Origin of the sequence: Luteimonas cucumeris, from assembly GCF_007830035.1 — a bacterium.
In the GTDB taxonomy this organism is placed as follows: domain Bacteria; phylum Pseudomonadota; class Gammaproteobacteria; order Xanthomonadales; family Xanthomonadaceae; genus Luteimonas_C; species Luteimonas_C cucumeris.
The window spans coordinates 539,391-564,074 of the sequence record NZ_VLKN01000003.1; the positions used below are offsets into that span (position 1 = coordinate 539,391).

At 66.4% G+C, this 24,684-nt stretch carries 19 protein-coding genes; 12 read left to right on the forward strand and 7 right to left on the reverse strand.

The window, feature by feature from the left end:
* The 3 genes from ykgO to IP90_RS08545 all read left to right on the forward strand — a co-directional run bounded on the left by ykgO (position 1) and on the right by IP90_RS08545 (position 1,744).
* Entirely contained in the window at positions 1-126 is a 126-nt protein-coding gene (gene ykgO / locus IP90_RS08535; protein WP_144899174.1) for a type B 50S ribosomal protein L36, read from the forward strand.
* Positions 127-299: 173 nt separating this feature from the next.
* On the forward strand, positions 300-632 hold the full coding sequence (locus IP90_RS08540) for a hypothetical protein (RefSeq protein WP_144899175.1): 333 nt from the start codon (positions 300-302) through the stop codon (positions 630-632).
* Between the two features lie 80 nt (positions 633-712).
* Positions 713-1,744 carry an agmatine deiminase family protein gene (locus IP90_RS08545; RefSeq protein ID WP_144899176.1) on the forward strand — a complete coding sequence of 344 codons (1,032 nt, stop codon included), beginning with the start codon at positions 713-715 and terminating at the stop codon, positions 1,742-1,744.
* A gap of 136 nt (positions 1,745-1,880) precedes the next feature.
* Here IP90_RS08545 and IP90_RS08550 read toward each other — a convergent pair whose 3' ends face one another.
* Positions 1,881-3,596, reverse strand: coding sequence for a cellulase family glycosylhydrolase (locus tag IP90_RS08550; RefSeq protein ID WP_144899177.1), 1,716 nt, complete (start codon positions 3,594-3,596; stop codon positions 1,881-1,883).
* A gap of 139 nt (positions 3,597-3,735) precedes the next feature.
* Here IP90_RS08550 and IP90_RS08555 point away from each other — a divergent pair, with 139 nt between their 5' ends.
* From IP90_RS08555 to IP90_RS08570, 4 genes are all read left to right on the forward strand, one after another.
* Positions 3,736-4,620 (forward strand): carbon-nitrogen hydrolase, encoded by an 885-nt coding sequence (locus IP90_RS08555; RefSeq protein ID WP_144899178.1) that lies wholly within the window; start codon positions 3,736-3,738, stop codon positions 4,618-4,620.
* A gap of 154 nt (positions 4,621-4,774) precedes the next feature.
* Positions 4,775-5,380 carry a TetR/AcrR family transcriptional regulator gene (locus IP90_RS08560; RefSeq protein ID WP_144899179.1) on the forward strand — a complete coding sequence of 202 codons (606 nt, stop codon included), beginning with the start codon at positions 4,775-4,777 and terminating at the stop codon, positions 5,378-5,380.
* A gap of 64 nt (positions 5,381-5,444) precedes the next feature.
* Positions 5,445-6,326, forward strand: a complete 882-nt coding sequence (locus tag IP90_RS08565) for an alpha/beta hydrolase (RefSeq protein WP_242007523.1) — start codon at positions 5,445-5,447, stop codon at positions 6,324-6,326.
* Between the two features lie 97 nt (positions 6,327-6,423).
* The gene (locus IP90_RS08570; RefSeq protein ID WP_144899181.1) at positions 6,424-7,644 is read left to right on the forward strand and encodes a TraB/GumN family protein; all 1,221 of its coding nucleotides are present in this window, start codon (positions 6,424-6,426) and stop codon (positions 7,642-7,644) included.
* Positions 7,645-7,741: 97 nt separating this feature from the next.
* Here the strand turns inward: IP90_RS08570 and IP90_RS08575 are convergent, their stop codons facing one another.
* Genes IP90_RS08575 through IP90_RS08585 form a run of 3 tightly spaced genes read right to left on the reverse strand, consistent with a single transcriptional unit; the run spans position 7,742 to position 15,412 of the window.
* A complete protein-coding gene (locus IP90_RS08575) occupies positions 7,742-10,819 on the reverse strand; it encodes an efflux RND transporter permease subunit (protein WP_144899182.1) in 3,078 nt (1,025 codons plus the stop codon).
* A gap of 4 nt (positions 10,820-10,823) precedes the next feature.
* Positions 10,824-14,294 carry an efflux RND transporter permease subunit gene (locus IP90_RS08580; RefSeq protein ID WP_144899183.1) on the reverse strand — a complete coding sequence of 1,157 codons (3,471 nt, stop codon included), beginning with the start codon at positions 14,292-14,294 and terminating at the stop codon, positions 10,824-10,826.
* The gene (locus IP90_RS08585; protein ID WP_144899184.1) at positions 14,294-15,412 is read right to left on the reverse strand and encodes an efflux RND transporter periplasmic adaptor subunit; all 1,119 of its coding nucleotides are present in this window, start codon (positions 15,410-15,412) and stop codon (positions 14,294-14,296) included. Before IP90_RS08585 ends, IP90_RS08580 begins: the two co-directional genes overlap by 1 nt.
* Positions 15,413-15,666: 254 nt before the next feature.
* Here IP90_RS08585 and IP90_RS08590 point away from each other — a divergent pair, with 254 nt between their 5' ends.
* Entirely contained in the window at positions 15,667-16,002 is a 336-nt protein-coding gene (locus IP90_RS08590) for a c-type cytochrome (RefSeq protein WP_144899262.1), read from the forward strand.
* On the forward strand, positions 15,999-16,448 hold the full coding sequence (locus IP90_RS08595) for a c-type cytochrome (RefSeq protein WP_144899185.1): 450 nt from the start codon (positions 15,999-16,001) through the stop codon (positions 16,446-16,448). The genes IP90_RS08590 and IP90_RS08595 overlap by 4 nt, the downstream gene beginning before the upstream one ends.
* A gap of 313 nt (positions 16,449-16,761) precedes the next feature.
* Here the strand turns inward: IP90_RS08595 and IP90_RS08600 are convergent, their stop codons facing one another.
* Both IP90_RS08600 and IP90_RS08605 read right to left on the reverse strand, forming a co-directional pair.
* On the reverse strand, positions 16,762-18,417 hold the full coding sequence (locus IP90_RS08600; RefSeq protein WP_144899186.1) for a hypothetical protein: 1,656 nt from the start codon (positions 18,415-18,417) through the stop codon (positions 16,762-16,764).
* A 15-nt stretch (positions 18,418-18,432) separates the two neighbouring features.
* A complete protein-coding gene (locus tag IP90_RS08605; RefSeq protein ID WP_144899187.1) occupies positions 18,433-19,029 on the reverse strand; it encodes an NfuA family Fe-S biogenesis protein in 597 nt (198 codons plus the stop codon).
* A gap of 205 nt (positions 19,030-19,234) precedes the next feature.
* On the opposite strand from IP90_RS08605, the gene IP90_RS08610 reads away from it, so the two are divergent.
* Positions 19,235-19,576, forward strand: coding sequence for a 4a-hydroxytetrahydrobiopterin dehydratase (locus IP90_RS08610; protein ID WP_144899188.1), 342 nt, complete (start codon positions 19,235-19,237; stop codon positions 19,574-19,576).
* Between the two features lie 48 nt (positions 19,577-19,624).
* The gene (locus IP90_RS08615; RefSeq protein WP_144899189.1) at positions 19,625-20,020 is read left to right on the forward strand and encodes a hypothetical protein; all 396 of its coding nucleotides are present in this window, start codon (positions 19,625-19,627) and stop codon (positions 20,018-20,020) included.
* Positions 20,021-20,123: 103 nt separating this feature from the next.
* Here the strand turns inward: IP90_RS08615 and IP90_RS08620 are convergent, their stop codons facing one another.
* Entirely contained in the window at positions 20,124-21,101 is a 978-nt protein-coding gene (locus IP90_RS08620; RefSeq protein ID WP_144899190.1) for an RluA family pseudouridine synthase, read from the reverse strand.
* A 394-nt stretch (positions 21,102-21,495) separates the two neighbouring features.
* On the opposite strand from IP90_RS08620, the gene IP90_RS08625 reads away from it, so the two are divergent.
* Positions 21,496-24,678 carry an Rne/Rng family ribonuclease gene (locus IP90_RS08625; RefSeq protein WP_144899191.1) on the forward strand — a complete coding sequence of 1,061 codons (3,183 nt, stop codon included), beginning with the start codon at positions 21,496-21,498 and terminating at the stop codon, positions 24,676-24,678.
* Positions 24,679-24,684: the final 6 nt, after the last annotated feature.

The window sequence follows — 24,684 nt, forward strand, 5'->3', positions numbered from 1 at the left end:
ATGAAGGTCCTGTCCTCCCTGAAGTCGGCGAAGGCCCGTCACCGCGACTGCAAGGTGGTTCGCCGCCGCGGCAAGGTCTTCGTGATCTGCAAAACCAATCCACGTTTCAAGGCGCGTCAGCGCTGAAAAAAGCTGGCGCTCAAGGCGCCAATGCTGACCCGCCGCGCCCAAGAGGCGCGTCGCTGCAAAACGTGACCGGGGCCGCAGCAATGCGGCCTTCGTCGTTTCTGGTGCCTGCGTCGCGGCAATGCGCGTGCGGCTTCTGCTTACAATCCGCCTTCCAGCCAAGGAGCCGCGCCATGAACCGTCATAACCACCCCATCCGCTTGCTGGCTGCCGTGCTGCTCGCTGCCACCGGCACCGCTTCGGCCGAGACCTTGCTGATCCAGCGCGCCCAGCATGAAAGCGCCGCCCTCCCCGCGCGCGGCATGAGCATGGCGCAGGTCGAGGCGCAGTACGGTGCACCTGGTGAAAAGCTTGATCCGCGTGGCGGCCAGAAGCGCCAGTGGCCCACCATCAACCGCTGGACCTATCCGGCGTTCACCGTGTACTTCGAGAAGAACAAGGTGATCGACGCCGTCGCCAACCAGGCAGCGCCGAACGAGATCGGGCCCAAGCCGCCGATCAGGTAAGGCGCGTCTTCCGCGCAAGAGCCGCACATCAATGTGCGGGGATTCAATTAGTAAAAGCCGCCAAGCCAGAGTTTGTCCGAATGACTTCGCAGTTGCGTTTTCCAGCGGAATGGGAGCCCCAGTCCGCGATCCTGATCGCCTGGCCCCACGAAGGTACCGATTGGGCGCGGCGCCTGGGCGAGGTCGAGGAAACCTATATCGCCCTGGTCGCTGCCATAGCGCGCTTCCAGCGCGTGGTGATCTGCGTGGCCGACGATGACGTGCAGGCCTATGCGCGAGCGCGCCTGTCCTCGGCGCGCGTCGACATGGCCCGCGTGACTTTCGTCGACGTGCCCTACGACGACACCTGGCTGCGCGATTCCGGCCCGATCGCCCTGCGGGCGCAACGTGGTTTCCAGTTGCTCGATTTCCGGTTCACCGGCTGGGGCGGCAAGTTCGAGGCGAGCCGCGACGACAAGCTGATCGAAGCCCTGCATGCACGGCATGTCTTTCGCGATGCCCGCACGCACACGATCGACTTCGCACTGGAAGGCGGTGCGATCGACACCGACGGCGCCGGCACCCTGCTGACCACCTGGCAGTGCCTGCACGAACGCCACCCGAACGCGTCGCGCGAGGAACTGACCTCGAAACTTTCGCAGTGGCTGGTCCAGCAGCGCGTGCTGTGGCTCGACCATGGCTACCTGGAGGGCGACGATACCGATGCGCATGTCGATACCCTCGCCCGCTTCGCGGCGCCGGACGCCATCGTGTTCCAGGCCTGCGACGATCCGACCGATTCGCATTACGCCGAACTGAAGGCGATGGCAGACGAGATCGCGGCGCTGCGCACGCCCGACGGCCAGCCCTATCGGCTGTTTCCCCTGCCCTGGGCCAGGCCCGTCATCGACGAAGGCCGTCGCCTGGCCGCCAGTTACGCCAATTTCCTCATCATCAATGGCGCGGTGCTGATGCCGGCCTATGGCGACGATGCCGACGCGGCCGCGGCCTCGGTGCTGGCACAGGCCTTCCCGGACCGCGAGATCGTGCCGGTGCCCTGCCGCCCGCTGATATGGCAGAACGGCAGCCTGCATTGCATCACGATGCAGTTGCCGGAAGGCGCCTTGGCGTAAGCCGCATTCGTTGGAAGGCGGCACGAAGGCCACACTAAAAGGTGTCGGAACACACCAGGCGAGCTGGAGTCGGGCTTTCCAAATCGACTATCGAAGACTCGGATTCCGCTTCGCTGGAATGACGTTTCTTCATTCCTTAACGCGAAGGCCCCAACGGCGCGAAGCGTAAGCTGCGCAGATCGACCCCCTCCTTCGCGGCCTTCACCACCAACGTATTGGTGCCTGCATGCAGATCGAAACCTGCAGGGTCCACCGCGGCACCATTGATCCGGACTGACAGGCCGTCGTTGCCGGCATCCGTCAGCAGCGTGTAGCGGCCGGCGCGTTCCACAGAGAAGGTATATTTCAGCCATTCGCCGGCCTGCATTCCGGCGACGAATGCGCCGCCATCCGGATCGGTGCCGATGTCGATGCCGTCATTGCGGTAGCGCAAACCCGTGTTCCACGTCACCCGTTCGCCGCCTGCCGAGACGTGGTAGTTGGCCGGCTTCAGGCTGTAGTACGCGTGCCGGTTCCTGCCCATGTCGAAATCGGCGGCACGGATCTGGCCACCGTCCGCGCCGATCCGGTGCGGCTTGAACGGCACGGTCTGGTCGGTGTGGGCCGCACGGAACAACGCGTCGACGACATCGGGATGCTGCACGTTGTTCTGGAAGCGCACATCGTGGCTCGCCAACCGCATCAGTGCCGCCTCCGCTTGTTCCCGGCTCGGGCGCTTGCCCTTGCCACTCCAGTAATCCAGCAGTTTCCGGTAGCCTTCGTTGGGCACGATCTGCAGCGGATTGTTGTAGCGGATCTTCTTCAGCGGCCACCATGCCCAGCCGATGCCTTCGGCCTCGACCAGGGCCACGGTGCGTGCGAACCAGTCGTTGGAGTTCTCACCCGTTTCGCCCAGCCACAATGGAAGGTCGTACTTGTCGCGAAGAGCCAGCATGTCGACCATGGTTTCAGGCGTGGTGTAGTTCCAGTAACGGTGGAAACTGATCACCAGGTTGTCATCCCACACGCCCTGGTCGAAGACGCCGGCGTAGTTGTTGCCCCAACAGTTGCCTTCGATGATGACGATATGGCGCTTGTCGACCGCGCGGATGGCATGGGTCGCACGCTTCAGGAATTCGCGCAGCGGCGAGTTGGCTTTTTCGGCGCAACCATTCTTGTCGGCCTTGTCGGCGAAGCCCCAGTTGGGCTCGTTGATCAGGTCGTAGCCGCCGATGTTCGGCTCGTCCTTGTAACGCTGGGCCAGCTTCACCCACAGCGCGATGGCCTTGTCCTGGTTGGCCGGGTCGTCCCAGAAGGACGGCTTCTTCGGATCGCGATCCGAGATGTTGATGTCGTTGCCCTGTCCGCCCGGGGCGGCATGCAGGTCGAGGATCAGATACATATCGTTGGCCTTGGCCCAGGCCAACAGTGCGTCGGTGCGGCGGAAACCGTCCTCCAGCCAGGTGTGTTCGCCGGCGACCGGCTCCTGATCGACCGGCAGAGTGTAGAGGCCGAAGTGCATCGGCAGTCGCACCGAATTGAACCCCCAGGCCTTCATCGCATCGATGTCGGCCTTGGTGGTGTGGTTGTCCAGCCATGCGGCATGGAACTCGCGCGTCTTCTCAGGTCCGATCAGCTTTTCGATCTCCGATCGGATGATTTGCTGCGTACCGAATTCCGGCAGTTCCAGCATGTAGCCTTCCTGCAGCATGAAGCCACCCAGCCCCATGCCGCGCAGGATGATCCTGTCTCCTGACTCGTCGACGATGTGGCGGCCGTCCCTCTTCAGGAATCCATCCGCCAGCGCCGGAAACTGCGCCAGCATCAATATGAGCGCGAGCGCGGCGTTCGCGGTGGCATTCTTCGCAGGCATACAACCCCTCGTTTACACTTGCGTATCGCGGCCGGCGATCACCCCTTGATACCGGCCTGCGGAACTTAACCACTTCCATGCTCGAAAGATCATCGCATGGTCCTCGTCCCACTCCCGAGCCTGCAACGGCAATCCGCAGATGAAGAAGACCACGCTCCCCGTCGCATTGATCCAGGAAAAGAACCACGGCGAAGCCGAGGCGAATCTTGCCATCATCGAAACGCGCGTCGGCGAGGCGGCCAGGCAGGGTGCGAAACTGGTACTGCTGCAGGAACTGCACAACGGCGCGTACTTCTGCCAGCACGAGTCGGTGGATGAATTCGATCGTGCGGAGACTATCCCCGGTCCCAGTACGGAACGTTTGTCGAAGCTCGCCAGGCAGCACGGCGTGGTGCTGGTCAGTTCGCTGTTCGAGAAGCGCGCGACCGGGCTGTATCACAACACCGCCGTGGTGTTCGATGCCGACGGCAGCACGGCCGGCCGATACCGCAAGATGCACATCCCGGACGACCCGGGCTTCTACGAGAAGTTCTATTTCACGCCCGGCGACCTGGGTTTCGAACCGATCAATACCAGCGTCGGCCGCCTCGGGGTGCTGGTGTGCTGGGACCAGTGGTATCCGGAAGCCGCGCGCCTGATGGCGCTGGCCGGCGCAGAGTTGCTGCTTTATCCGACTGCTATCGGTTGGGATCCCGGCGACGAGCAGGCCGAAAAAGATCGCCAGCGCAACGCGTGGATCCTCAGCCACCGCGGCCACGCCGTTGCCAATGGCCTGCCGGTGCTCAGCTGCAACCGCGTAGGCCATGAACCATCGCCGCTGGATGCAGCCGGCATCGATTTCTGGGGCTCCAGCCATGTGCTCGGGCCGCAAGGGGAATTCCTCGCCGAAGCCCAGGGCGATCCGCAGATACTGACCTGCGAGGTCGATCTCGGTCGTAGCGAACATGTGCGCCGGATCTGGCCGTTCCTGCGCGATCGCCGGATCGATGCCTACGGGGATTTGTTGAGGCGCTATCGCGACTGACGTTAGCCACCCGGTTCGTGCCTGCGTGTCGTACAGGCGCAGGCCACTTGACCCCCTGTGAAGTAGTTCATCGATCTCGATGATTCCTGAGACCAGCCGGGGCAACCGACGAACAGTCAGATAAAAAACGAACGGTCGTGCTATTGTTCGGCACATGAGCATTCTCACCGCCACCCAAAAAGGCGCTGCCACTCGCGAAGCCATCATCGACCAGGCCTATGACATAGCCCGGCAGACGGGGCTGGAAGGCCTGTCGATCGGCCCGCTGGCACAGGCGGTGGGGATGTCCAAGAGCGGCGTGTTCGCCCATTTCGGCTCGCGCGAGGACCTGCAACTGGCCGTGCTCGAATCGGCAGCGCTCCGGTTCGGCCAGGCTGTGCTGATCGGCGCGCTATCACAGCCGCGCGGGCTGCCGCGCCTGCGCGCGATCATGCGCAACTGGTTCGAATGGGGGCGCACGGCCACCGGCGGCTGCGTGCTGGTGGGCTCGGTCAGCGAATACGACGATCGTCCTGGCCCGATCCGCGATCGTGTCCTGCAGAACGAGCGCCGCTGGCGCGCCGAACTGCAGCGCGCTGCGCAGCTTGCGATCGACGCCGGCCATCTGCGCGATGGCGATACCGACCAGTACGCGTTCGAGCTGTACGCAATACCGCTGGCCATGCTCCATGAAGCCGGCCTGTTCGGTTACGAGCGGGCCCGACGCCATGGCGATACCGCGCTCGAGCGCTGGATCGCCGCCCATTCCCCGACCGCCTGACCCTTCATGAGGTGTCGCCATGCCTGCCACGACGTCCAGAATTAGCACGACCGTTCGATCCTATTTGAAGCTGACTGGCCTGCGAACCAGTTTTGTGCTCGGCGGCTGGTTCGATGCGCCAGCGACCATCCACCTCGCCGGCGAACTGTTCTGCACGCCGTTCGCCAGTTCGCGTGTGCGCGCCGCGCAGACGCCCTGCGGCGACGCGGTCGAAGGCAATTTCGACCTGGATGGCCGGCGCATCCACACCTACGTCTGGGGCGATCCGCAAGCGCAGCCTTACGTTCTCCTTGCGCACGGCTGGTCGAGCCACGCCACGCGCTTCCTCCCCTGGATCGGCCGCCTGCGCGCGGCCGGCTACGCGGTGGTGGCGTTCGACCAGCCGGCGCATGGACTCAGCACCGGCCAGCGCACCAACCTGCTCGATTTCGCCAACACGCTGGAAGCAGTGGCGCTGCGCTTCGGGCCGGCGGCGGCCTTGATCGGGCATTCGCTGGGTGGTGCGGCAGTCGCGACGGCCCTGGCGCGCGGCGTGCCTGCCGAGCGCGCGGTGCTGATCGCACCGGCGGCCGATCCCGTCGACGCCGCGATGCGCTTCGCTGGCCTGGTCGGGCTGCCGCAGCGGCTTTGCCAGCGCATGATCGCGGCGTTCGAGGCGCATATCGGTTTTTCGTTCGATGCATTCCAGGCTCACTTCAACGCACCGCGCATCGCTCATCCGGCGTTGATCGTGCACGACGTCGAAGACCGCGAGGTACCGTGGGCCGAGGGCGAGCGTTACGCGCGCTTCTGGCCGGATTCGCGCCTGCTCAGCACACAGGGCCTGGGGCACAACCGGATCGCGCAGGACGAAGGCGTGATCACCGCTGCCCTGCGTTTCCTGCGCGGCGAAATAGTCGGCGAGCGCGTGGTGTCATCGCCCAACCTGCCCTACGGCTTCGCCTGAACCGCATGACCGGCGGCCTTTGCCGCCGGCGCCGACGAGCGTCTATGCTGCGCGGCCGTGGTCCTGTCGCCGCGGCCTGCAGACCACGAACGTCGCGATGACCCTCGAACACGAATCCCCTGCGTCCACCGATCCCTTCGCCAGCCAGCCGCATGCCATCGTCGAACGCGACGGCGTGCGCTACACCCTGCTTGGCACCGCGCATGTGTCCAAGGCAAGCGTGGAGGCGGTACGCGCGGCGATCGATAGCGGCCGCTTCGACACCATTGCTGTCGAACTCGATCCGCAGCGCCTGCAGGCGCTGAGCGATCCCGCTGCACTGGCGCGGCTGGACTTGGTCAAGGTGCTGCGCGAAGGCAAGACCGCGCTGTTCGCCGCCAACCTCGGCTTGGCCGCCTACCAGCGCCGGCTGGCGGAGCAGCTCGGCATCGAGCCCGGCGCGGAACTGAAGGCAGCAGCCGACGAAGCGCGCGCCCGCGACCTGTCGCTGCAGCTGATCGATCGCGACGTCGGCCTGACCTTCAAGCGCGCGCTGTCCGGGCTTGGCTTCTGGCGCCGGATCAAGCTGGGCGCTGGATTGTTCGCCGGACTCTTCTTCGACGAGAAGGTCGGCGAGGAAGACATCGAGAAGCTCAAGCAGGGTGACCTGATGGAAGCCAGCTTCAGCGAGTTCGCCGAAGAGACGCCGGAGCTGTACGACACCATCATCGGCGAACGTGATCGCTACATGGCAGCGAAGCTGCGACTGATGCCGCCTGCTGCGCGCGAAGTGCTGGCAGTGGTCGGCGCCGGGCACCTGCAGGGTTTGGCAAGGCACCTGCGCGAGGAAAGTGCGGCGCCCGCGGGCATCGTCGCCGAGCTGGAAACGCTGCCGCAGAAATCGTCGGTGCCGTGGTTCACGATTGTATTGGCCGCGTTCGTGCTCGGCGGTTTCGCCTGGGGGTTCTGGCGTGGCGGCGTCGATGTCGGCACCGACCTGATGTTGTACTGGGTGCTGTGGACCGGCGGCCTCGGCGCGCTGGGCTGCGCGATCGCCGGCGGCCATCCGCTCAGTATCCTCGCCGCCTTCCTCGCTTCGCCGATCACGCCGCTGCATCCGGCGCTGGCGTCGGGCACGATCAGCGCGCTGGTCGAGGCCTGGGTGCGCAAGCCCACCTATGCCGACTTCATGGCGTTGCGCGACGACGTACAGACCTTCAAGGGCTGGTGGCGCAATCGCGTGGCGCGGGTGCTGCTGAACTTCTTCCTGACCAGTCTCGGCACCGCCATCGGCGTGTGGACCGGCGGCGCACGTATGCTGGGCAAGCTGTTCGGCTGACGTAGGGCGGGCCCAGGCCCGCCGTCCGGAATAACGATCGTCCAGGAACTTTTTCTGGAAGATTTGACGAACGCGCAATGGCGGGCCGGGGCCCGCCCTACTCCACCACGGTCGCGGCGGGCAACACCGCATCCGGCTTGCCGCGCGCGCGCCGGATCAGTCGCGCGGTGCCGTTGCGCATGTCGTCGAGGATCGCGTAGATGGTCGGCAGGAACAGCAGGCTGACCACGGTCGAGAACGCCAGGCCGCCGGCGATCGCACGCGCCATCGGGTAGTACGGCGGCATGCCGTCCGCGGTCTGGGTGTTCAGGGCGATCGGGATCATCGCCAGGATCGCGGTGCCCATGGTCATCAGGATCGGCCGCAGGCGTTCGCGGCTGCCGTCGATCAGTGCCTCCAGCCGCGGTAACCCGCGCCGGCGCAGGTTGTTGATGTGCTCGATCATCACGATGCCGTTGTTCACCACCACGCCCATCAGCACCAGGATGCCGATGATCGCCATGATGTTCATCTCGGTACCGGTCAGCCAGAACAGCCAGTAGACGCCGAAGATGGAGAACAGCACGCAGGACATGATCGCCACCGGGAACAGCAGCGACTCGAACACCGCGGCCATGATCACGAACATCAGCACCAGCGCGATGACGATGGCGCGCATCATCTGGTCCATGCCGTCGAAATTGATGTCGAACCCGGCGCCGGAGAAGGTATAGCCGTAGCCGGGCGGGAACTGCACGCCGGCGAGCGTCTCCTCGATCGCCTTGCGCGCCTCGTCCACCGGCACGTCCTTGCCCAGCCCGGCCTCGACCTTCAGCATCGTCTGGCGATTCAGTCGCTGGATCGACGTCGCCGCCGGCCGGTAGTCGACCTTGACCATCGCCAGCAGCGGCACCTCGGTGCCGTCCGCGGCCCGCACCATGAAGCCGGCCAGGTCTTGAACGCCATAATCATCCGAACCGGCGAAGCGCACGTTGACGGGGATCTCGATCTCGTCCTGGTGGAAGTCGCGCAGCGACGAACCGCGCAGCGCCATGCCCACGAACTGCGCGACCTGTTGCGCGCTGAAACCGTAGGACGCGGCACGCTCGCGATCGACCTGCACCACCAGCTCGGTGTTGGCGTCGCCGGTATCCACGCGCACGTCGCGCAGCTTGGGATTGCGCGCCAGTATCGGCACGATGTCGTCGGCCAGCTCCTGTAGCGTGGTGGAGGAATCGCCGATCAGGCTGAAGCTCACGCCCTGTCCCTGGCCGCCGCCGTCGCCACCCGGCCAGCCGATGCCCAGCTTGGCGCGAGCCGATTGCGGCAGGCCCTTGCGCACTTCCTCCTCGATCTTCTTGCTCTGCTCGCGGTCGTCGATGTCGAGGAACAAGCGGGTCTGCGCCCAGCCCTGTTCGCTGTAGCGGCTGTACACCCGCTCGATGTGGAATTCCTTGCGATGTGCGTTGACGAACGCTTCCACCCGCTCGACTTCCTTGCCCATCTCCTCCTTGGAATAGGCGCCACGCCACTGGTAGAAGATGTTGATCTCGGACGGGTCGTTGTCGTCGCCGCCGCCCTGGGTGTGCATCATCGGCCACACGCTCAGCGCGGATATGGCCAGGATGCCGGCCACGCTCCAGCCGCGGTGCAGCAGGGTCCAGCGCAGCGCGCGCGCATAGCTGTCCTGCAGGCGGCCGATCAGCGGCGACTTCACCGCCGGCGGGGTCTTCATCCGCGCCGACAGCATCGGGATCAGGCTGACGGCCACCAGCCACGAGGCCAGCAGCGAGAACGAGATCGTCACCGCCAGCTGGGTCAGGTAGATGGTGATGATGTTCTTCTCGCCGAACATCATGGGCAGGAACACCACGCAGTGGCTGAGCGTGCCAGCGGACAACGCGATCGCGACGTGGCGGGTGCCGATGATCGACGCCAGCGACGGGTTGTCCGGATATTTCTCGCGCTCCTGGTAGATGCTTTCCACCACCACCACGGCGTTGTCCACCAGCATGCCTACCGCCAGCAGCAGGCCCATCATCGAGATGATGTTCAGGGTGATGCCGGCGAAGTACATGAAGCCCAAGGTCATGGCGAAGCAGATCGGGATGGCCAACGTGACCATCAGCGTCGACGGCCAATGGCGCAGGAAGGCGTACAGCACCATGATCGACAGCAGCAGGCCGATCGCACCGGCCTCGGCCAGCGCCAGCAGCGAGCTGGTCACCGCCTGGCCCTGGTCGTCGGTCACCTCGATGTCGATGCCGCGCATGGCGGAGTCGGTCTTGAGCACTTCGAGCTCGTCGCGCACCGAGCGCGACAGATCGACGAGGTTGGCCGCGCGCTCCTTGTAGATGTCCACGCCGACGCTGGGCTTGCCTTCCATGCGCCGCACGTAGTTCATCCGCTGCGGCTGCAGATCGACCTGGGCGATGTCGGACAGCCGCGTACCCTGCGCATTGACCGGCAGGTCGCGCAGCGCCTGCAGTTCCTGCAGTTCGCCGCGCGGCTGCACACGCAGGCGACGGCCGGCTTCGGTGATCTGCCCGGCGGAAACCGAGAAGTTGGCTGCCTGCAGGCGCTGCACCAGTTCGTTCAACGCCACGCCGTGGGCGCTGAGGCGATCCTTGTCCAGCGCCACCAGTACTTCCTGGCGGGCCACGCCTTCCACTTCCACGCGCGCCACGCCGGGCAGGCGCTCCAGGCGCTGCTTGATGCTGCGCTCGATCAGGTCCGCGCGCTCGGTCAGGTCTTCGGCGCTGGTCAGGCGCAGGCTCATCGCCTCGCGATCGGATGAACTCCAGCGCTGCACGTAGTAGCGGCGGAAATCGTCGGGCAACTGGTCGCGCACCGCGTCGATGCGCTCACGCGCCTCGGACGCGGCGATCGCGATGTCACGGCTCCAGTCGCCGAACTCCACTTGGATCGACGCGCCCTCGGCATTGGCGCGCGAGGTCATCGAGCGGATCCCGGGCATGGTCGCGATCGCTTCCTCGACCGGACGCAGCAGGTTGCGCTCGACTTCTTCCGGCGTCGAACCCGGATACGGCAGGTTGATGAAGAAGAACGGGATGGTCGCTTCCGGCTCCGCCTCCAGCGGCAGGCGGAACGATGCGATCAGGCCGATCGCCACCATCGACACGAACAGCATGATCGTGGTGACCGGGCGACGGATGGACAGCTCGGTGATGTTCATCCGGTCAGTCCTTCAGTCCGCCGTCCAAAGCATCCTGCTCGTGCGAAAGCGCCTGCGCGAGTTGGGCGGCCTGGCGCCGGGCACGCCGACCGCGCTCGGCGTAGCGCTCGTCGGCGCTGCGATCCAGCAGGTCGTACACCACCGGGATCACCACCAGCGTCAACAGCGTCGACACCAACAGGCCACCGATCACGGTGATGGCCATCGGCGAGCGCACTTCGGCACCTTCGCCGAACGCCAGCGCCAGTGGCAGGAAGCCGAACACCGCGCACAAAGTGGTCATCATGATCGGGCGCAGTCGCGAGCGGGCACCTTCGACCAGCGCATCGCGCTTGGCCAGACCCTGTTCGCGCAGCTGGTTGACCTTGTCGATCAGGATGATGGCGTTCTTCACCACCAGGCCGACCAGCAGGATCAGGCCGATGAACACCACCACCGACACTGGTGCACGTACCAGCAACAATGCCGCCACCGCGCCCACCAACGCCAGCGGGATGGTGAACAGGATCACGAACGGGTGCAGCAGCGATTCGAACTGCGAAGCCATCACCAGGTAGACCAGGAACACGGCCAGCGCGAACGCGAACAGCAGCGAGCGGATCGATTCGCCCAGTTCCTGGCCCTGCCCGCCGATGTGCATGCCGACCTCGGTGCCCAGCGGGTTCTCTTCGACCATCTGCCGCACTTCGGCGATCGCCGTGCCCAGGTCGATGTCGCGCAGGTTGGCCGAGACGATGGCTACGCGGCGCTGGTCGGTGCGATGGATCTCGCTCGGGCCGGTGGTAGCCACCACGTCGGCGACGGATCCCAGTTCCACCGGCTTGTTGCCGGTCGGGTTGATCACCAGCCGGCGGATGTCCTCCACCGACGAACGCTCGGACTCGCGCAGGCGCACCAGCACGTCGATCTTGCGATCGCGGAAGCTGTAGCGGGTGGCGACGTTGCCGCGCACCTTGTTGACCACCGCGTCGGCGATCTGGCGCGTGCTCAGGCCCAGTGCAGCAGCACGATCCTGGTCGAACAGGATCTGGATTTCGGGAAAACCCTGCTCGACGCTGGACTTGACGTCGGCATAGTGCGGATTCTCGCGCAGCATGGCGGCCATGCGGCTGCCGGCGATGCGGATCTGCTCCAGATCGCTGCCCTCGATCTCGATCTCCAGCGGCGGCGACAGCGCGAACAGTTCGGGGCGGGCGAAGTCCACTTGCGCTTCCGGGTAGTTCTGCATGGTGTTGCGCAGACGCTCGGTCAACGCCTGCTCGCGCGAGGCATCGTCCATCACCACGGTCAGCTTGCCAATGTTCTCGCCGCTTTCGGTCGGGCTGGCGTCGAGGCGCGTGCCGGTGCCGGACACGCCGTACAACAGGCGTACGCCGTCCTCTTTGGCGTGCACACGCTGCACGTCGCGCACCAGCGCATCGGTCCGCGCAAGCGGCGTGCCCGGCGGCAGCTTGGCGGTCATCTCGAAGCGGTCCTGGGCCAGCTGCGGGATCAGGTCGACGCCCAGCAGCGGCACCGCCGCCAAGGTCAGCACGAAGGCCAGCGCCGCCCCGCCCAGCAGCGGCCACGGCCGTGCCAGCACGCGTGGCAGCAGTTTCAGATAGGCCGCTTCGGCGCGATGGTAAGGCGCCATCGCCAGGTCGCTGGCCTTGCGCATCACCGGCCCGATCACGGCCACCAGGCCGCGGAACACGCGCACCACCGCCCAGACCACGGCGAAGAAGGCATAGCGGAATGCTGCGCCGATGCCGCGACCGGCCACGGCCGCCGGCTTCTGCCAGCGCGACTGCGGTTGCCACGGCTGCCCGTGCGCTTCTTCCGGGAACTGCGATGTCGGCCGCCCCTTGAGCGCGCTGAGCATCGGAATCAGGGTCATCGACACCACCAGCGACACGGCGATCGCGATAGCCACGGTCAGGGCCTGGTCGCGGAACAGCTGGCCGGCGATGCCTTCGACGAACACCAGCGGCAGGAACACCGCGATCGTGGTCAGGGTCGAGGCGACGACCGCCATGAACACTTCGCGGGTGCCTTCGATCGCCGCCGTGAGCGCATCGAGCCCGCGCTCGCGCGCCTTGGCGATGGACTCCAGCACCACGATCGAATCGTCCACCACCAGGCCGGTGGCCAGCGCCAGGCCGCCCAGCGACATCACGTTCAGGCTCAGCCCGAGCTGACCCATGAAGAAGAAGGTGGTGATGATCGAAATCGGCAACGACAGCGAGATGACGAAAGTGCTCCAGCCATCGCGCAGGAACAGGAAGATGATCAGGATCGACAGCAGGCCACCGATCACCGCGTCGAGCTTGACGTCGGCGATGGCGTGGCGGATGAACACCGACTGGTCTTCCACGGCCGTCAGCTGGATGTCGTCCGGCAGCTGCTCGCGGATGACCTTCAGCCGCTCTTCGAGGGCGTCCGCGGTGGCTACGGTATTCGCGTCGCCTTCCTTGTACACCGCCAGTTCCACCGCCTCGTGGCCGGCACTGCGGATCACCGCCTCGCGCTCCCTGTAGCCCTGGTGCACCGCGGCCACGTCCTTCAGCCGTACGGGCGAGGTCGCTGACGCGCCGCTGCCGCCACCCATGGCGGCGATCACGTTCGGATCGCGGCTGCCCAGGATGGCCAGCATCAACTGGCTGTTGTCATCGCCGCTGGCGGCACTGGCACCGCCAGCCGTGTTCAGCAGCATCTCCCGCATCTGCTCGATGGTGGCGAACTGGTTGACGGTGCGCACCAGGTAGCGCTGGGTGCCCTCCTCCAGACGCCCGCCCGAGAGGTTGACGTTCTCCTGTTTCAGTCGCTCGATCACGCTGTCCAGCGACAGGCCCAGCTGCGCCAGCTTGCGCTGGTCGATCTCGACCTGGATCTCGTCTTCCAGGCCACCGCCGACCTTGACCGCAGCCACGCCGCTGACCGGTTCGAGCTTGCGCTTGAGGTCCTCGTCGGCGTAGCGGCGCAGTTCCATCAGTCGCCGCACCGCGTCGGCTTCGCTGCCGCCCTCCTGCTTCGAGGACAGGGCCAGCCGCATGATCGGCTGGGTCGAGGGGTTGAAGCGCAGCAGTACCGGCGGCTTGGCCTCCAGCGGCAGCTGCAGCGTTTCCATCTTGTCGCGCACGTCCAGCCCGGCCTGCTGCATGTCCGTGCCCCAGGCAAATTCCAGCACTACGTCGCTCTGCCCGGTGCGCGAGATCGACTTGAGCTTGCGCAGGCCCTTGACCGTGCCCAGCGCTTCCTCGGCCGGCTGCGAGACCAGGGTTTCGACCTCGCTCGGCGCCGCGCCTTCCAGATCGGTGCGTACGGTCAGCGTCGGATAACTCAGGTCAGGCAGCAGTTCGACCTTGAGGCTGGACAGGGCGATCAGCCCGAACAGCACCAGGGTCAGGGTCATCATCGCGATGGTGACCCGGCGCCGGGTGGCGAACTCGATCAGGTCGAACCTGCCTCCGCCGGCAGGCGGCTCGTGCGGCGTCATCAGCGCGCGACCTTCGCCGCGGGCTTCGCGGCAGGCGTGGCAACCGCGGCGCGTGGGCCATCGCGGTCCAGCACCTGCACGGCGCTGCCTTCACGCAGCGCGGCCTTGCCGGCCACCACCACTGCATCGCCCTGGCGCAGGCCCTCGCGCACTTCGATCCAGCCGTCGTCGTCGTATCCGAGCTTGAGGCCGGTACGCTGCACCTTGCCATCGCGCACCACGAACACGGCCGGTTCGTCGCCATCCTCGAGCAGGGCCACGCGCGGCACCACCAGCGCATCGGAACGCTGGTCGTAATCGATGCGCAGGCGCCCGAACATGCCCGGCTGCAGCACGTCGTCGCCGGCGAAGGCGCTGACGACGCGGAAGGTGCCGCTGCCCGCGTCCACTACCGGCGAGACGCGGTCGACCACGCCCTTGAAGCTGCGGCCCGGCAGGGCATCGACCTGCAGGTGCACCGGCTGGCCGGCCTTCATCGTGGCCAGTTCGCGCTCGGGCACGTTGAGCGTGGCTTCCAGGCGCGAGTCGTCGACGATGCGGAAGATCGGCGAGTTGATCTGCACGAAGTTGCCCGGCTTGATGTCGCGCTTGGCGATCACCCCGGAGATCGGCGCGGTCACCGTGGTGTAGGACAGTTCCAGCACGGCCATGCGGTGCTGGGCGCGGATGTTCTCGAGGTCGTACTTGATCTTGTCGACATCGTCGACGCTGATCATCTGCTGCGAGACCAACTGCTGCGAACGCTGGTAGCTGTTCTCCAGCTTGTGCAGCTGCGCCTCGGCCTGCGCCAGTGCCAGCCGCGCGCGATCCGGATCCAGACGTACCAGCGCCTGCCCGGCCTCGACCCGCTGGCCTTCCTCCACCAGCACCTGCAACGCGACGCCGGAGGTCTTGGCGACGACCTGCGACTCGGCGCGCGCCTCCAGCGCCGCGGTGCCGGCGTAACTGGCAGCGATCGGTCGCCGCACGGCACGTTCCACCTCGACCGGAATCGCGTCGGCCTTGCCGTCCTTCGACTTGGCCTGCGCCTCGCCCTCGCCGTCGCCCTTGCAGGCGGAAAGGCCGCACGCAAGCAGCAGTGCGAACAACAAAGCGCTCGCGTGGCGAGCGGACCGCATCCGGACGAAACCGCTGGCAGGAGTCAAAAAGGGCATTGGAACAGGCTCTCGAGAGGTGTTGTAGCTAGATATATCACCTCGACACATACGCACCCATGAGCCGAAGGTAATAGTGACGAGATGCGGCCAGTGGGGAGTTCGGTTGCACGCATGCAACATGCAACGTTGGGCTGACCGCGACGCGCAAGTTATACTTTGCTGACTGCGCGCCGATGACCGGCGCGAAATTCTGCCAGCCCACCGAGAAGACATTGATGCGACCGTTGCCGATCGCCTGCCTCGCGCTAGCCATCATCGCCGCTCCCGCCCTTGCCGCCGATCCGGCCAAGCCGCTGGTCGGCGACGCCAAGCAAGGCCACATGCTTACCTATACCTGCCAGGGATGCCACGGCATCGATGGTTACAAGAACGCATATCCGAACTACCACGTGCCACGCATCGGTGGACAGTCGAAGGAATACCTGCGTCTTGCATTGAGCGAATACCGCGACGGCTCGCGCAAGCACCCGACGATGCAGGCCCAGGCGCAAAGCTTCTCGGACCAGGACATCGCCGACATCGCCGCCTTCCTTTCGGAGCTGAAGCCGTGAGCCGCGTCCTGACCTCCTCCCGACTCGCCTTCGCCCTGCTCGCCACGCTCGCCGTCGCGGCCTGCTCGCCGTCCGGCGAGACCCCGGCCGAGCACTCCAGCGCCGACCGCAGCGAAGGCCACACCTCATCCTCAGCCGGTCTTCCGGAAGGCCACGCCGAGGCCGGTGCCAAGCGCGCCCTGGTCAAGAGCCAGGCCACCGGCCAGACCTGCATCGACTGCCACGGCAAGGATGGCAACGTGCCGCTGGACCCGACCTATCCCAAGCTGGGTGGCCAGTACGCCGACTACCTCGCGCACTCGCTGCAGATGTACCGCGACGGCGACCGCCAGCATCCGCTGATGTCCGCTCAGGCCCAGGAGCTTGACGACCAGGAGATCGCCGACTTGGCCGCCTACTTCTCCTCGCGTCCAAGCCTGCTGCGCGATCTCCACGGCGCGCACTGAGCGCGGCCAGCAAGAAGCATCGACAGGAAAAGGGGCCGCAAGGCCCCTTTTTCTTTGTGCGGACAACGGCACCTGCGACCTCGACGGACGTTCTTTCCGATCTCGCCGTCCCTCTTGTCGACCTCGAAGAACCGTTTCAGTACTCCGACGACGATTCCACCGACCCGCCGACGGTTCTCGTCGTCGACGGTCCAGATAAAAACCTCGATGCAGGAAATGCCGCATGGTCGGGCGGGAACCGCGACAGGCAATTCCGCCCAACCAGCCAACGACGATTCCCTGGTCTGGCGGAACCCGCTTCGCGGGTTCCGCCTTACGGCTGCTGCAGGCTGCCCTGGTCTTCCTGCAGTTCGCGCTTGAAGGGGATGTCGGGCGGTGGGCGGGCGACCGCAGGCTGGTCGAACAGCTTCTCGCTGTCAGTGACTCCGCAACCGCCGCCCACCTGCAGCAGCGACACCAGGCATTCGATCCGCTTCGACGTTCCCGGTATCGGAATCGACAGTTTCTTGATGCCCTTGCGCACCCACTCCTGCAGCAACGTCTCGTGCGGTACCCAGTACTTTTCGAAACGGGTGGGCTCGTATCCCAGTCGCGGCCGGTCCAGCCACTTGCCCGCCCTGTCCAGATCGGCGACGTGCTGTTCCTCCGAACCCGGCGGATTGCCATAGGGCGTCGGCCCTTCGCCCGACGTGCCCGGCGGCAGACGCAGGCTGCCGTCGGCGTTGTACAGGCCGGCTTTCGCACCGGGTTGCTGTCCGCCCTGCGACTGGCCAGCGACATTGCGTTTGGCATCGCCCCAGTCGTCGCCCTTGACCGGCGTCGGCACGCTGCCCGGCTGCGTGCCGACCGCGGCGCCGGTGGCCGCGGCTGCGGGTTGCGTGCCGCTGGCCGGCGCTGGCGACGTGGTCGGCGCGCCGGAAGCCTGCGTGGCGGCGGTGCTGTCCGTTTCCGCCGCGGCGGTCGCACCGGGCGGCATCGGCAGCGATTGCGGTTCGGCGCTGCTGGTGGGTACCTCCACCTGCGCGGCCGCGCTCGCCTGCGACGGCAGTTCACGTGCGCGCACGGCAGGCAGCGGCTGCGGCACTTCGATGAGCGTCGGCTGTTCGGCGATCTGCGGCACGCTGATCTGCCGCTGCGCCACGTCGCGATCGATCGGCCGAACCGGTGCCGGTGCGCGCGGCAGCGGGATCGCTTCGACTTCGCTGCGCAACGTCGGCACCTCGACGCTCGGCGCGACCTGCGTGGTCACCGGACGCGGCTGCGGCGGCGGCAACCGGAAGCGGGCCTCGTCGACGGTCGCCGTTTCGGTTACCTGCAGGGTCTGCTCAGCGGCCGGGACGACGGTTTCCTCGGTCAGTTGCGGTTGCTCGCGTTGCGGCGCTTCCTGCGGCAGCGGCTCGACGCTGCTCGGCGGTGCCTGCACCTGACTCAGCTCGGGCCGCTGTGGCTGTGGCTGTGGCGGCGACTGTGCCGTCGATGGCGCGACCACCGGGTCCGGCCTTGGCGATGGCGGCCCGCCGCCTTCGTCCTCTATAGCCCCTTCGCCGATGAACTGCACGCGGATCGCGACATCGCTGGACTCACCGGGCTGCTCGACGAATTTCGCATACGCCAGCCACGCCAGTAACACCAGCAGCACCGCATGCACCAGCAGCGTGATCGCCAGCGCGATGAAGCGCACCAGGCGTTCGTCCTTGCCGGCGGGCTGCCATTGCTGCCGCCACAGCGTGCTGAAAGACCGCCAGCGGCCGAGTTCCGCGACCGCGGGCGCCGGCAGTGCCGGCTCGCGTTGCAGGAAGATGTCGATGATCGCTTCGGCCGTGGCGCCAGTGACCGCATCCATCCTGGCCGACATCGACGCGAACCACGCACTCCATCCTGCCGGAAATTCGCCCGGCGGGCGTTCCGGGCGCAGCGACTTGCGCATGCGCCTGCGCAGCGCTTCGATGAGATCGGCCGAGGAGAACACTCGTGCCGGAGCCGGTTACGCCGCGGCGTCGCGCGAAATGTACGGAGCCTGCCCGGTGTCGTGGTCGGTGGCGTCACGCACCGCGGTCACGCCCGGCACCTTGCTCAACAGGGTCTTCTCGATGCCCTGCTTCAATGTGACATCGGCCATGCCACAACCATGGCAGCCGCCGCCGAAGTTCAGCACCACCACGCCATCGGCGGAGACTTCCTGCACCGATACGTGACCCTTGTGCTGGGCGAGCTGCGGATTGATCTCGTGCTGCACGATCCAGCGCACGCGCTCGACCAGCGATGCCGATTCGGCCGGTGCCTCGCCCTTGATCTTCGGCGCACGGATCTGCAGCTGGCCGCCCGTTGCGAGCGTGGCGTAATCGATCTCGGCACCGTCCAGGTACTGCACGCTGCCCGCATCCAGCCACAGCGTGAAACCTTCGCAATCGATGGCCCATTCGTCGCCGTGCAGATCACCGGGCTCGGCGAACTCCAGCCGCACGTCGGCCGTCGGCGTGCCGGGATTGGTCGCCGACAGCCGCACGCCTAGGCCTGGCAGGTCCTCGCGTTCGATCAGCTTGCGGAAGTGCGTCTGTGCGGATTCTGAAATCTGGATCATGGATGTCATGGCCTCGCGCTGGACCGGCCTGCGCAGATGTATGGCGGATTCGTTGTGTGGATCGGAACGCTTCGATCGGCTGCGCATGCGATGCACGGGATCCAGATGGCCGGATCATGGGCGTATTCTACCGGCCTCGCGTCACGCCGTTTCCATGCCGTCCAGCAGAGCATGAACTGCGTTTGCCATTCGTTAGGAGTAGCCCATGTCCGATCTCATTCCCCTCGCCCAGGCCCATTGCCTGCCCCGCAAGGGCAGCGAACACAAGCTCAGCGAAGCGCGCATACGCGAACTGCTGCCGGAAGTGCCGGGTTGGGAGCTGACTGAGGACGGTCATGCCCTGAACCGTACCTTCAGTTTCAAGAACTACTACCGCACGATGTCGTTCGTGAACGCACTGGCGCACATGGCCAACCGCGAGGATCACCATCCGGACCTGGGCGTGCACTACGACCGCTGCGTGGTGCGCTATTCGACCCACGACGTCGGTGGCCTCAGCGAAAACGACTTCATCTGCGCGGCCAAGGCCGACATCCTGTACGGGTGATGCCTTGACATGCGACCAGCTTCAGGACGATTCGAAGGAACGCAGCGCATGCCGATGACGAAAAATGCCGGCCTCTCCATCCTCCTCATGCTGCTGGCCGCGTGCAGCCCGGGCGATGCTGCCGAGAGCAAGGCACCCGCGACAGACCCGGCGCGGACGATAGTTGGCACCTGGCATACCGTGCTGCCGCTCGCGGGCAAGCCGACCGAGGTCATCTGGCAGGCCCGCGACGATGGCAGCTGCGCCTATCGGCTGCCGCAGAATCCAGGCGCCTCGATCGCCTGCCGCTGGAAGCTGCAAGGCGACGTGCTCAGCGAAACTGCCGAGGGATCATCCTCGACTGCCAGGCTGCGCTGGCAAGGGAAGGATGAAATGACGTTGACGATCATCGACAACGGCCAGCCCGCCGAGAAAGGTTCGGTGCGGGAGTACGTTCGAAAATAGATCCCACACTTCGTAGCGTGCGCTATGCGCACGATCTGCGCTCCGTGCGGACCGCACCAGTGTTGGTGGGGTCAAATCACGCGCGCAGCGCACGCCATCAGGCTCACGCCAACCGATCCAGCACGTCGACCAGCTCCGCCGCCAGCGGCGCATTCAACACATAGGGCGTCTTGCCGCCATCCAAGGCGAACTCCAGCGATGCCGCGTGCAGGAACAGGCGCTTCAGGCCGACCTGTTCACGCAGGCGCTTGTTGACCGCCTCGTCGCCATACTTGTCGTCACCGGCCACGGGATGGCCGATGTGCTGCGCGTGGACGCGGATCTGATGGGTGCGGCCGGTCTCGATGCGCACCTCGCAATAGGATTGCCCGCCGCGACGCTCCAGCACGCGGAAATGGCTCAGCGAGGCCTTGCCGGCACTGCTGCTGGCGGAGGTGACGACCTGCACGTGGCGCTCGCCGCCCTGGCGCAGGCCGACGTGCAGCGGCGCGTCGACGCTCATCACTCCGTCCGGCATGCGCCCGGTCAGCAGGGCCAGATAGCGCTTGTTGATGCCGCCCTCCTCCCTCATCAACGCCTGCAACTCGATCAGGGCCGAGCGCTTTTTGGCGATGACCATCAGGCCCGAGGTGTCGCGGTCGAGCCGGTGCACCAGTTCCAGCGACTCCCTCGGCCGCAGCGCGCGCAAGGTCTCGATCACGCCGAAGCTGATCCCGCTGCCGCCATGGCTGGCCACGCCGGACGGCTTGCTGATCGCCAGCAGGCGCGCATCCTCGAAAACGATGCTGGCCTCCATCGCCTCCAGCAAGCCCTTGGCGGGGGTGCCCTTGTCGGCCGGATCGTCCAGGCGGATCGGCGGAATGCGGACCTCGTCGCCGCCCTCCAGCCGCCGCTCCGGCTTGCAGCGCCCGCCATTGACGCGCACCTGCCCGGAGCGCAGCAGCTTGTAGATCAGGCTGCGCGGGGCCCCCTTGAGGTAGCCCAGCAGGAAGTTGTCGAGCCGCTGCCCGTCGCGGTCCTCGGCGATACGGACCGTGTGGGCGGCGCTGGCAGGACGGGCTGGAGCATCGGAAGGGGGCATCTGCACTCTTGGTCTGTTACACTCGCGAAGCGAGATAAGGGTTTGATTTCGCTGGAAGTTACCCCGGGCCGAAAGCCCGCCCTTCCGCGATTCCCGATGCAGTGCGCAACCACCGTCCACGGGACGGCCATGTTAGCGGCTACACGGCAGGCCCGGACATCGCCCGATGCGTCAGACATCGGCGCTGAACAACGACCCGAGCGGCGCGCAGGCCTGGAGCCGAAGCAGCCGCCGGCCCGCAACAGTTATTTTGAGACAAGCGCTCCCGCGGCATGCCGTGGTGTCGAAGCGCTGGAAACCCAGGACGCCGCTGCGCTTGCGCGGCCGGCGCCCAGCAGTATCCAGGCGAAACGCCCCGGCGTTCCGCGTGCGAGAGCGCGCGAGGAACGCAAACATGAAACGCATGCTGATCAATGCGACGCAGGCAGAAGAACTGCGCGTCGCCATCGTCGACGGCCAGACCCTGTACGACATCGACATCGAGCAACCGTCGAAGGAACAGAAGAAGTCCAACATCTACAAGGGCCGCATCACCCGGCTCGAGCCTTCGCTGGAAGCGGCCTTCGTCGAATACGGCGGCGAGCGCCACGGCTTCCTGCCTCTGAAGGAAATCTCCCGCGACTACTTCCAGGCCGGCGTCGACCACAACAAGGCCGGCCTCAAGGAGTTGCTGCGCGAAGGCCAGGAAGTGGTGGTCCAGGTCGACAAGGAGGAGCGCGGCAACAAGGGCGCCGCCCTGACCACGTTCATCTCGCTGGCCGGCCGCTACATGGTGCTGATGCCGAACTCGCCGACCGCCGGCGGCGTCTCGCGCCGGATCGAAGGCGACGACCGCGCCGCGCTGAAAGAGGCGATGGACAAGCTGCAGATCCCCGACGACATGGGCGTGATCATCCGTACCGCTGGCGTCGGCCGTGATGCCGAAGAACTGCAGTGGGACCTGGACTACCTGTTGCAGGTGTGGCGCTCGGTGGCCGAGGCCGCACTCGCAAAGCCGGCGCCGTTCCTCATCTACCAGGAGTCGCGGCTGATCATCCGCGCCCTGCGCGATTACATGCGCGCCGACATCGGCGAGATCCTGGTCGACACCGACGAGATGTACAACGAGGCGCGCGAGTTCGTGCAGCAGGTGATGCCGCACAACCTGCGCAAGCTCAAGCACTACACCGACGACACGCCGCTGTTCAACCGCTTCCAGATCGAATCGCAGATCGAGAACGCGTATGAACGCACCGTGCGCCTGCCCTCGGGCGGCGCGCTGGTGATCGACCAGACCGAGGCGCTGACCGCGGTCGACGTCAACTCGGCGCGCGCCACCAAGGGCGGCGACATCGAGGAGACCGCGTTCCACACCAACCTCGAAGCCGCGGAAGAAGTCGCACGCCAGCTGCGCCTGCGCGACCTCGGTGGCCTGGTAGTGATCGACTTCATCGACATGTCGTCGAACAAGCACCAGCGCGAGGTCGAGAACCGCCTGCAGAACACGCTCAAGTACGACCGTGCGCGCGTGCAGATCGGCCGCATCTCGCGCTTCGGCCTGCTCGAAATGAGCCGCCAGCGTCTGCGCCCCAGCCTGGGCGAGGCCAGCCAGATGGTGTGCCCGCGTTGCGACGGCCATGGCCGCATGCGCGGCGTCGAGTCGCTGTCGCTGTCGATCATCCGCGTCGCCGAAGAGCACGCGATGAAGGAGAACACCGGGCAGGTGCTGGTGCAGGCGCCGACCGAGATCGCCAACTATCTGCTCAACGAGAAGCGCAGCGCGTTGCGCGAAATCGAACAGCGCCACGACGCGCCGATCGTGATCGTCGCCGACGAACAGCTGGAAACGCCGCACTACGAAGTGACGCGGATCCGCGAGAACGAGCTCGGCGAGGAGACCAGCAAGCCCAGCTACCAGCGTGGCACCCCGCGCAAGCTGGCCACGCATGCGCTGACCAAGGCGCACCTGAACATCCCGCCGGCGCCGGCGGTGACCAACGTCAAGCCGCTGCAGCCGGCGCCGACGCGTGACGAACCGCGCGACGAGCGCCCTGCCCCCGAGCCGGCACCGATCCACGTCGCACCGAAGGCGAAAGCCGGGCTGTTCGCGCGGGTGATGCAATTCTTCGGCGGCGACCAGGCCGGCAGCAGCACGCCGTCGCCGGCGGTCTCGCCGATACAGCACGGCGGCGATCGCGGGCGCAACGAGCGCAATGGCCAGCGCCGCGATGGCCGCAATGGCGGTGGCAAGCCGCAGGGCCGTGAGCGTCGCGACGAACAGAAGCGCGACGATTCCAGGCGCGCCCAACCGCAACAGCCGTCGCAGCAGGCGAACCCGCAGAACAAGCCGCCCAAGCAGCAGCAACCACAGAAGCAGAATCCGCCCAAGCAAGGGCAGAAGCAGCCCAGGCAGGAGCAGCCGAATCGCGAACCGCGCGCGCCGCGGCCGGAACGCGCGGACGCCGCGCAGTCTGCAGCGTCGGTCGAGACGATCAAGCCCGCACAGATCGATGCAACCACAACGGCCACCGTGGCGGCCGCGGTCGCCACGCCGGTCGTGACCCAGGCAGCGACCGAACAGGCGGTGACGGCGGCGCAGGTCGACCGCGCCACATCGCCCGCAACCGAAGCTGCCGACGCCGCAACCCATGCAACCGAAGGTGGCGAAGGCGCTCGGCGTCGTCGCGGCCGTCGCGGTGGTCGCCGTCGTCGTCGCGGCGGTGCCGAGGGCACGGCCGGCGACGAGTCGAATGCCGTCGACATGCCGCACGATGACGACACTGTCGCCGCGCAGCGCTCGCAGCCGGAATTCGATTTCGACGAACTGCAACCGCAGGCCGCTCCGCTTGCCGCCGCCGACGGGAACCAGATGGCCGATGCGGCCGAAGCGGCCGAAGCGGAAGTTACCGCGCCAGGAGCCAGGGCCGTACCGCAACCGCGGGCGCCAGCTCCTGTCATCGCGCAGCCCACGGCACCTGCCGCCATCGAAACAGTGACTGCGCCGACGCCTGCAACTGCCGTGGCAGCGGTTGAAATCGCTGGAGCCGACGCTGCCGAGTCCGTGGCTGCGGTCACCGACGCGCCTGCCCCGGCCGAAGCCGCGGCTTCGGCTGTCACGGAAGCTGTCATCTCGCCGGCAGGCGAACGGGCAGAGGAAGCTGTCATTGCCGATGAGGCAAAGAAGGCATCGAAGCCGGTGTCGAAGGAAAGTGCCGCTGCGCCGTCGCGGTCCGCGTCGCGCGCTGCAGCCGCGCCACAGGGCGAAATGATCCATGCCCTGCCGTTGTCCGCGGCGATCGCGGTATCGCTGGCCGAAACGGCCTACCGACCGACGATCAAGGCAGCACCGGAACCGGCGAGCGCTGAAGCGGGCGTCGAACCAGTCGCGCCCGCGGCACCAGCGCAGCAAGCGGAACAGCCGGCGCAGGAATCAATCGCCGCGACGGGCTTCGAGGACGCCGGCATGCCGCGCACGCCGGGCCTGTTCGACGAACCGGCAGCGGCACCGGCGGAAGAAGCCGCGGCGCAGGTTGCTGCCCGGCAGCCGTCGCAGGACCAGGCCAATGACGCGTCTCACGACAACGAGCGCGGCGCCTGATCGATG

Coding starts and splice junctions, on each gene's coding strand:
- IP90_RS08570 (WP_144899181.1), top strand. CDS start 6,424: ATGACCCTCGAACACGAATCCCCTGCGTCCACCGATCCCTTCGCCAGC.
- IP90_RS08540 (WP_144899175.1), top strand. CDS start 300: ATGAACCGTCATAACCACCCCATCCGCTTGCTGGCTGCCGTGCTGCTC.
- IP90_RS08605 (WP_144899187.1), bottom strand. CDS start 19,029: ATGATCCAGATTTCAGAATCCGCACAGACGCACTTCCGCAAGCTGATC.
- IP90_RS08555 (WP_144899178.1), top strand. CDS start 3,736: ATGAAGAAGACCACGCTCCCCGTCGCATTGATCCAGGAAAAGAACCAC.
- IP90_RS08545 (WP_144899176.1), top strand. CDS start 713: ATGACTTCGCAGTTGCGTTTTCCAGCGGAATGGGAGCCCCAGTCCGCG.
- IP90_RS08620 (WP_144899190.1), bottom strand. CDS start 21,101: ATGCCCCCTTCCGATGCTCCAGCCCGTCCTGCCAGCGCCGCCCACACG.
- IP90_RS08615 (WP_144899189.1), top strand. CDS start 19,625: ATGCCGATGACGAAAAATGCCGGCCTCTCCATCCTCCTCATGCTGCTG.
- IP90_RS08580 (WP_144899183.1), bottom strand. CDS start 14,294: ATGACGCCGCACGAGCCGCCTGCCGGCGGAGGCAGGTTCGACCTGATC.
- IP90_RS08610 (WP_144899188.1), top strand. CDS start 19,235: ATGTCCGATCTCATTCCCCTCGCCCAGGCCCATTGCCTGCCCCGCAAG.
- IP90_RS08585 (WP_144899184.1), bottom strand. CDS start 15,412: ATGCGGTCCGCTCGCCACGCGAGCGCTTTGTTGTTCGCACTGCTGCTT.
- IP90_RS08575 (WP_144899182.1), bottom strand. CDS start 10,819: ATGAACATCACCGAGCTGTCCATCCGTCGCCCGGTCACCACGATCATG.
- IP90_RS08590 (WP_144899262.1), top strand. CDS start 15,667: ATGCGACCGTTGCCGATCGCCTGCCTCGCGCTAGCCATCATCGCCGCT.
- ykgO (WP_144899174.1), top strand. CDS start 1: ATGAAGGTCCTGTCCTCCCTGAAGTCGGCGAAGGCCCGTCACCGCGAC.
- IP90_RS08550 (WP_144899177.1), bottom strand. CDS start 3,596: ATGCCTGCGAAGAATGCCACCGCGAACGCCGCGCTCGCGCTCATATTG.
- IP90_RS08625 (WP_144899191.1), top strand. CDS start 21,496: ATGAAACGCATGCTGATCAATGCGACGCAGGCAGAAGAACTGCGCGTC.
- IP90_RS08560 (WP_144899179.1), top strand. CDS start 4,775: ATGAGCATTCTCACCGCCACCCAAAAAGGCGCTGCCACTCGCGAAGCC.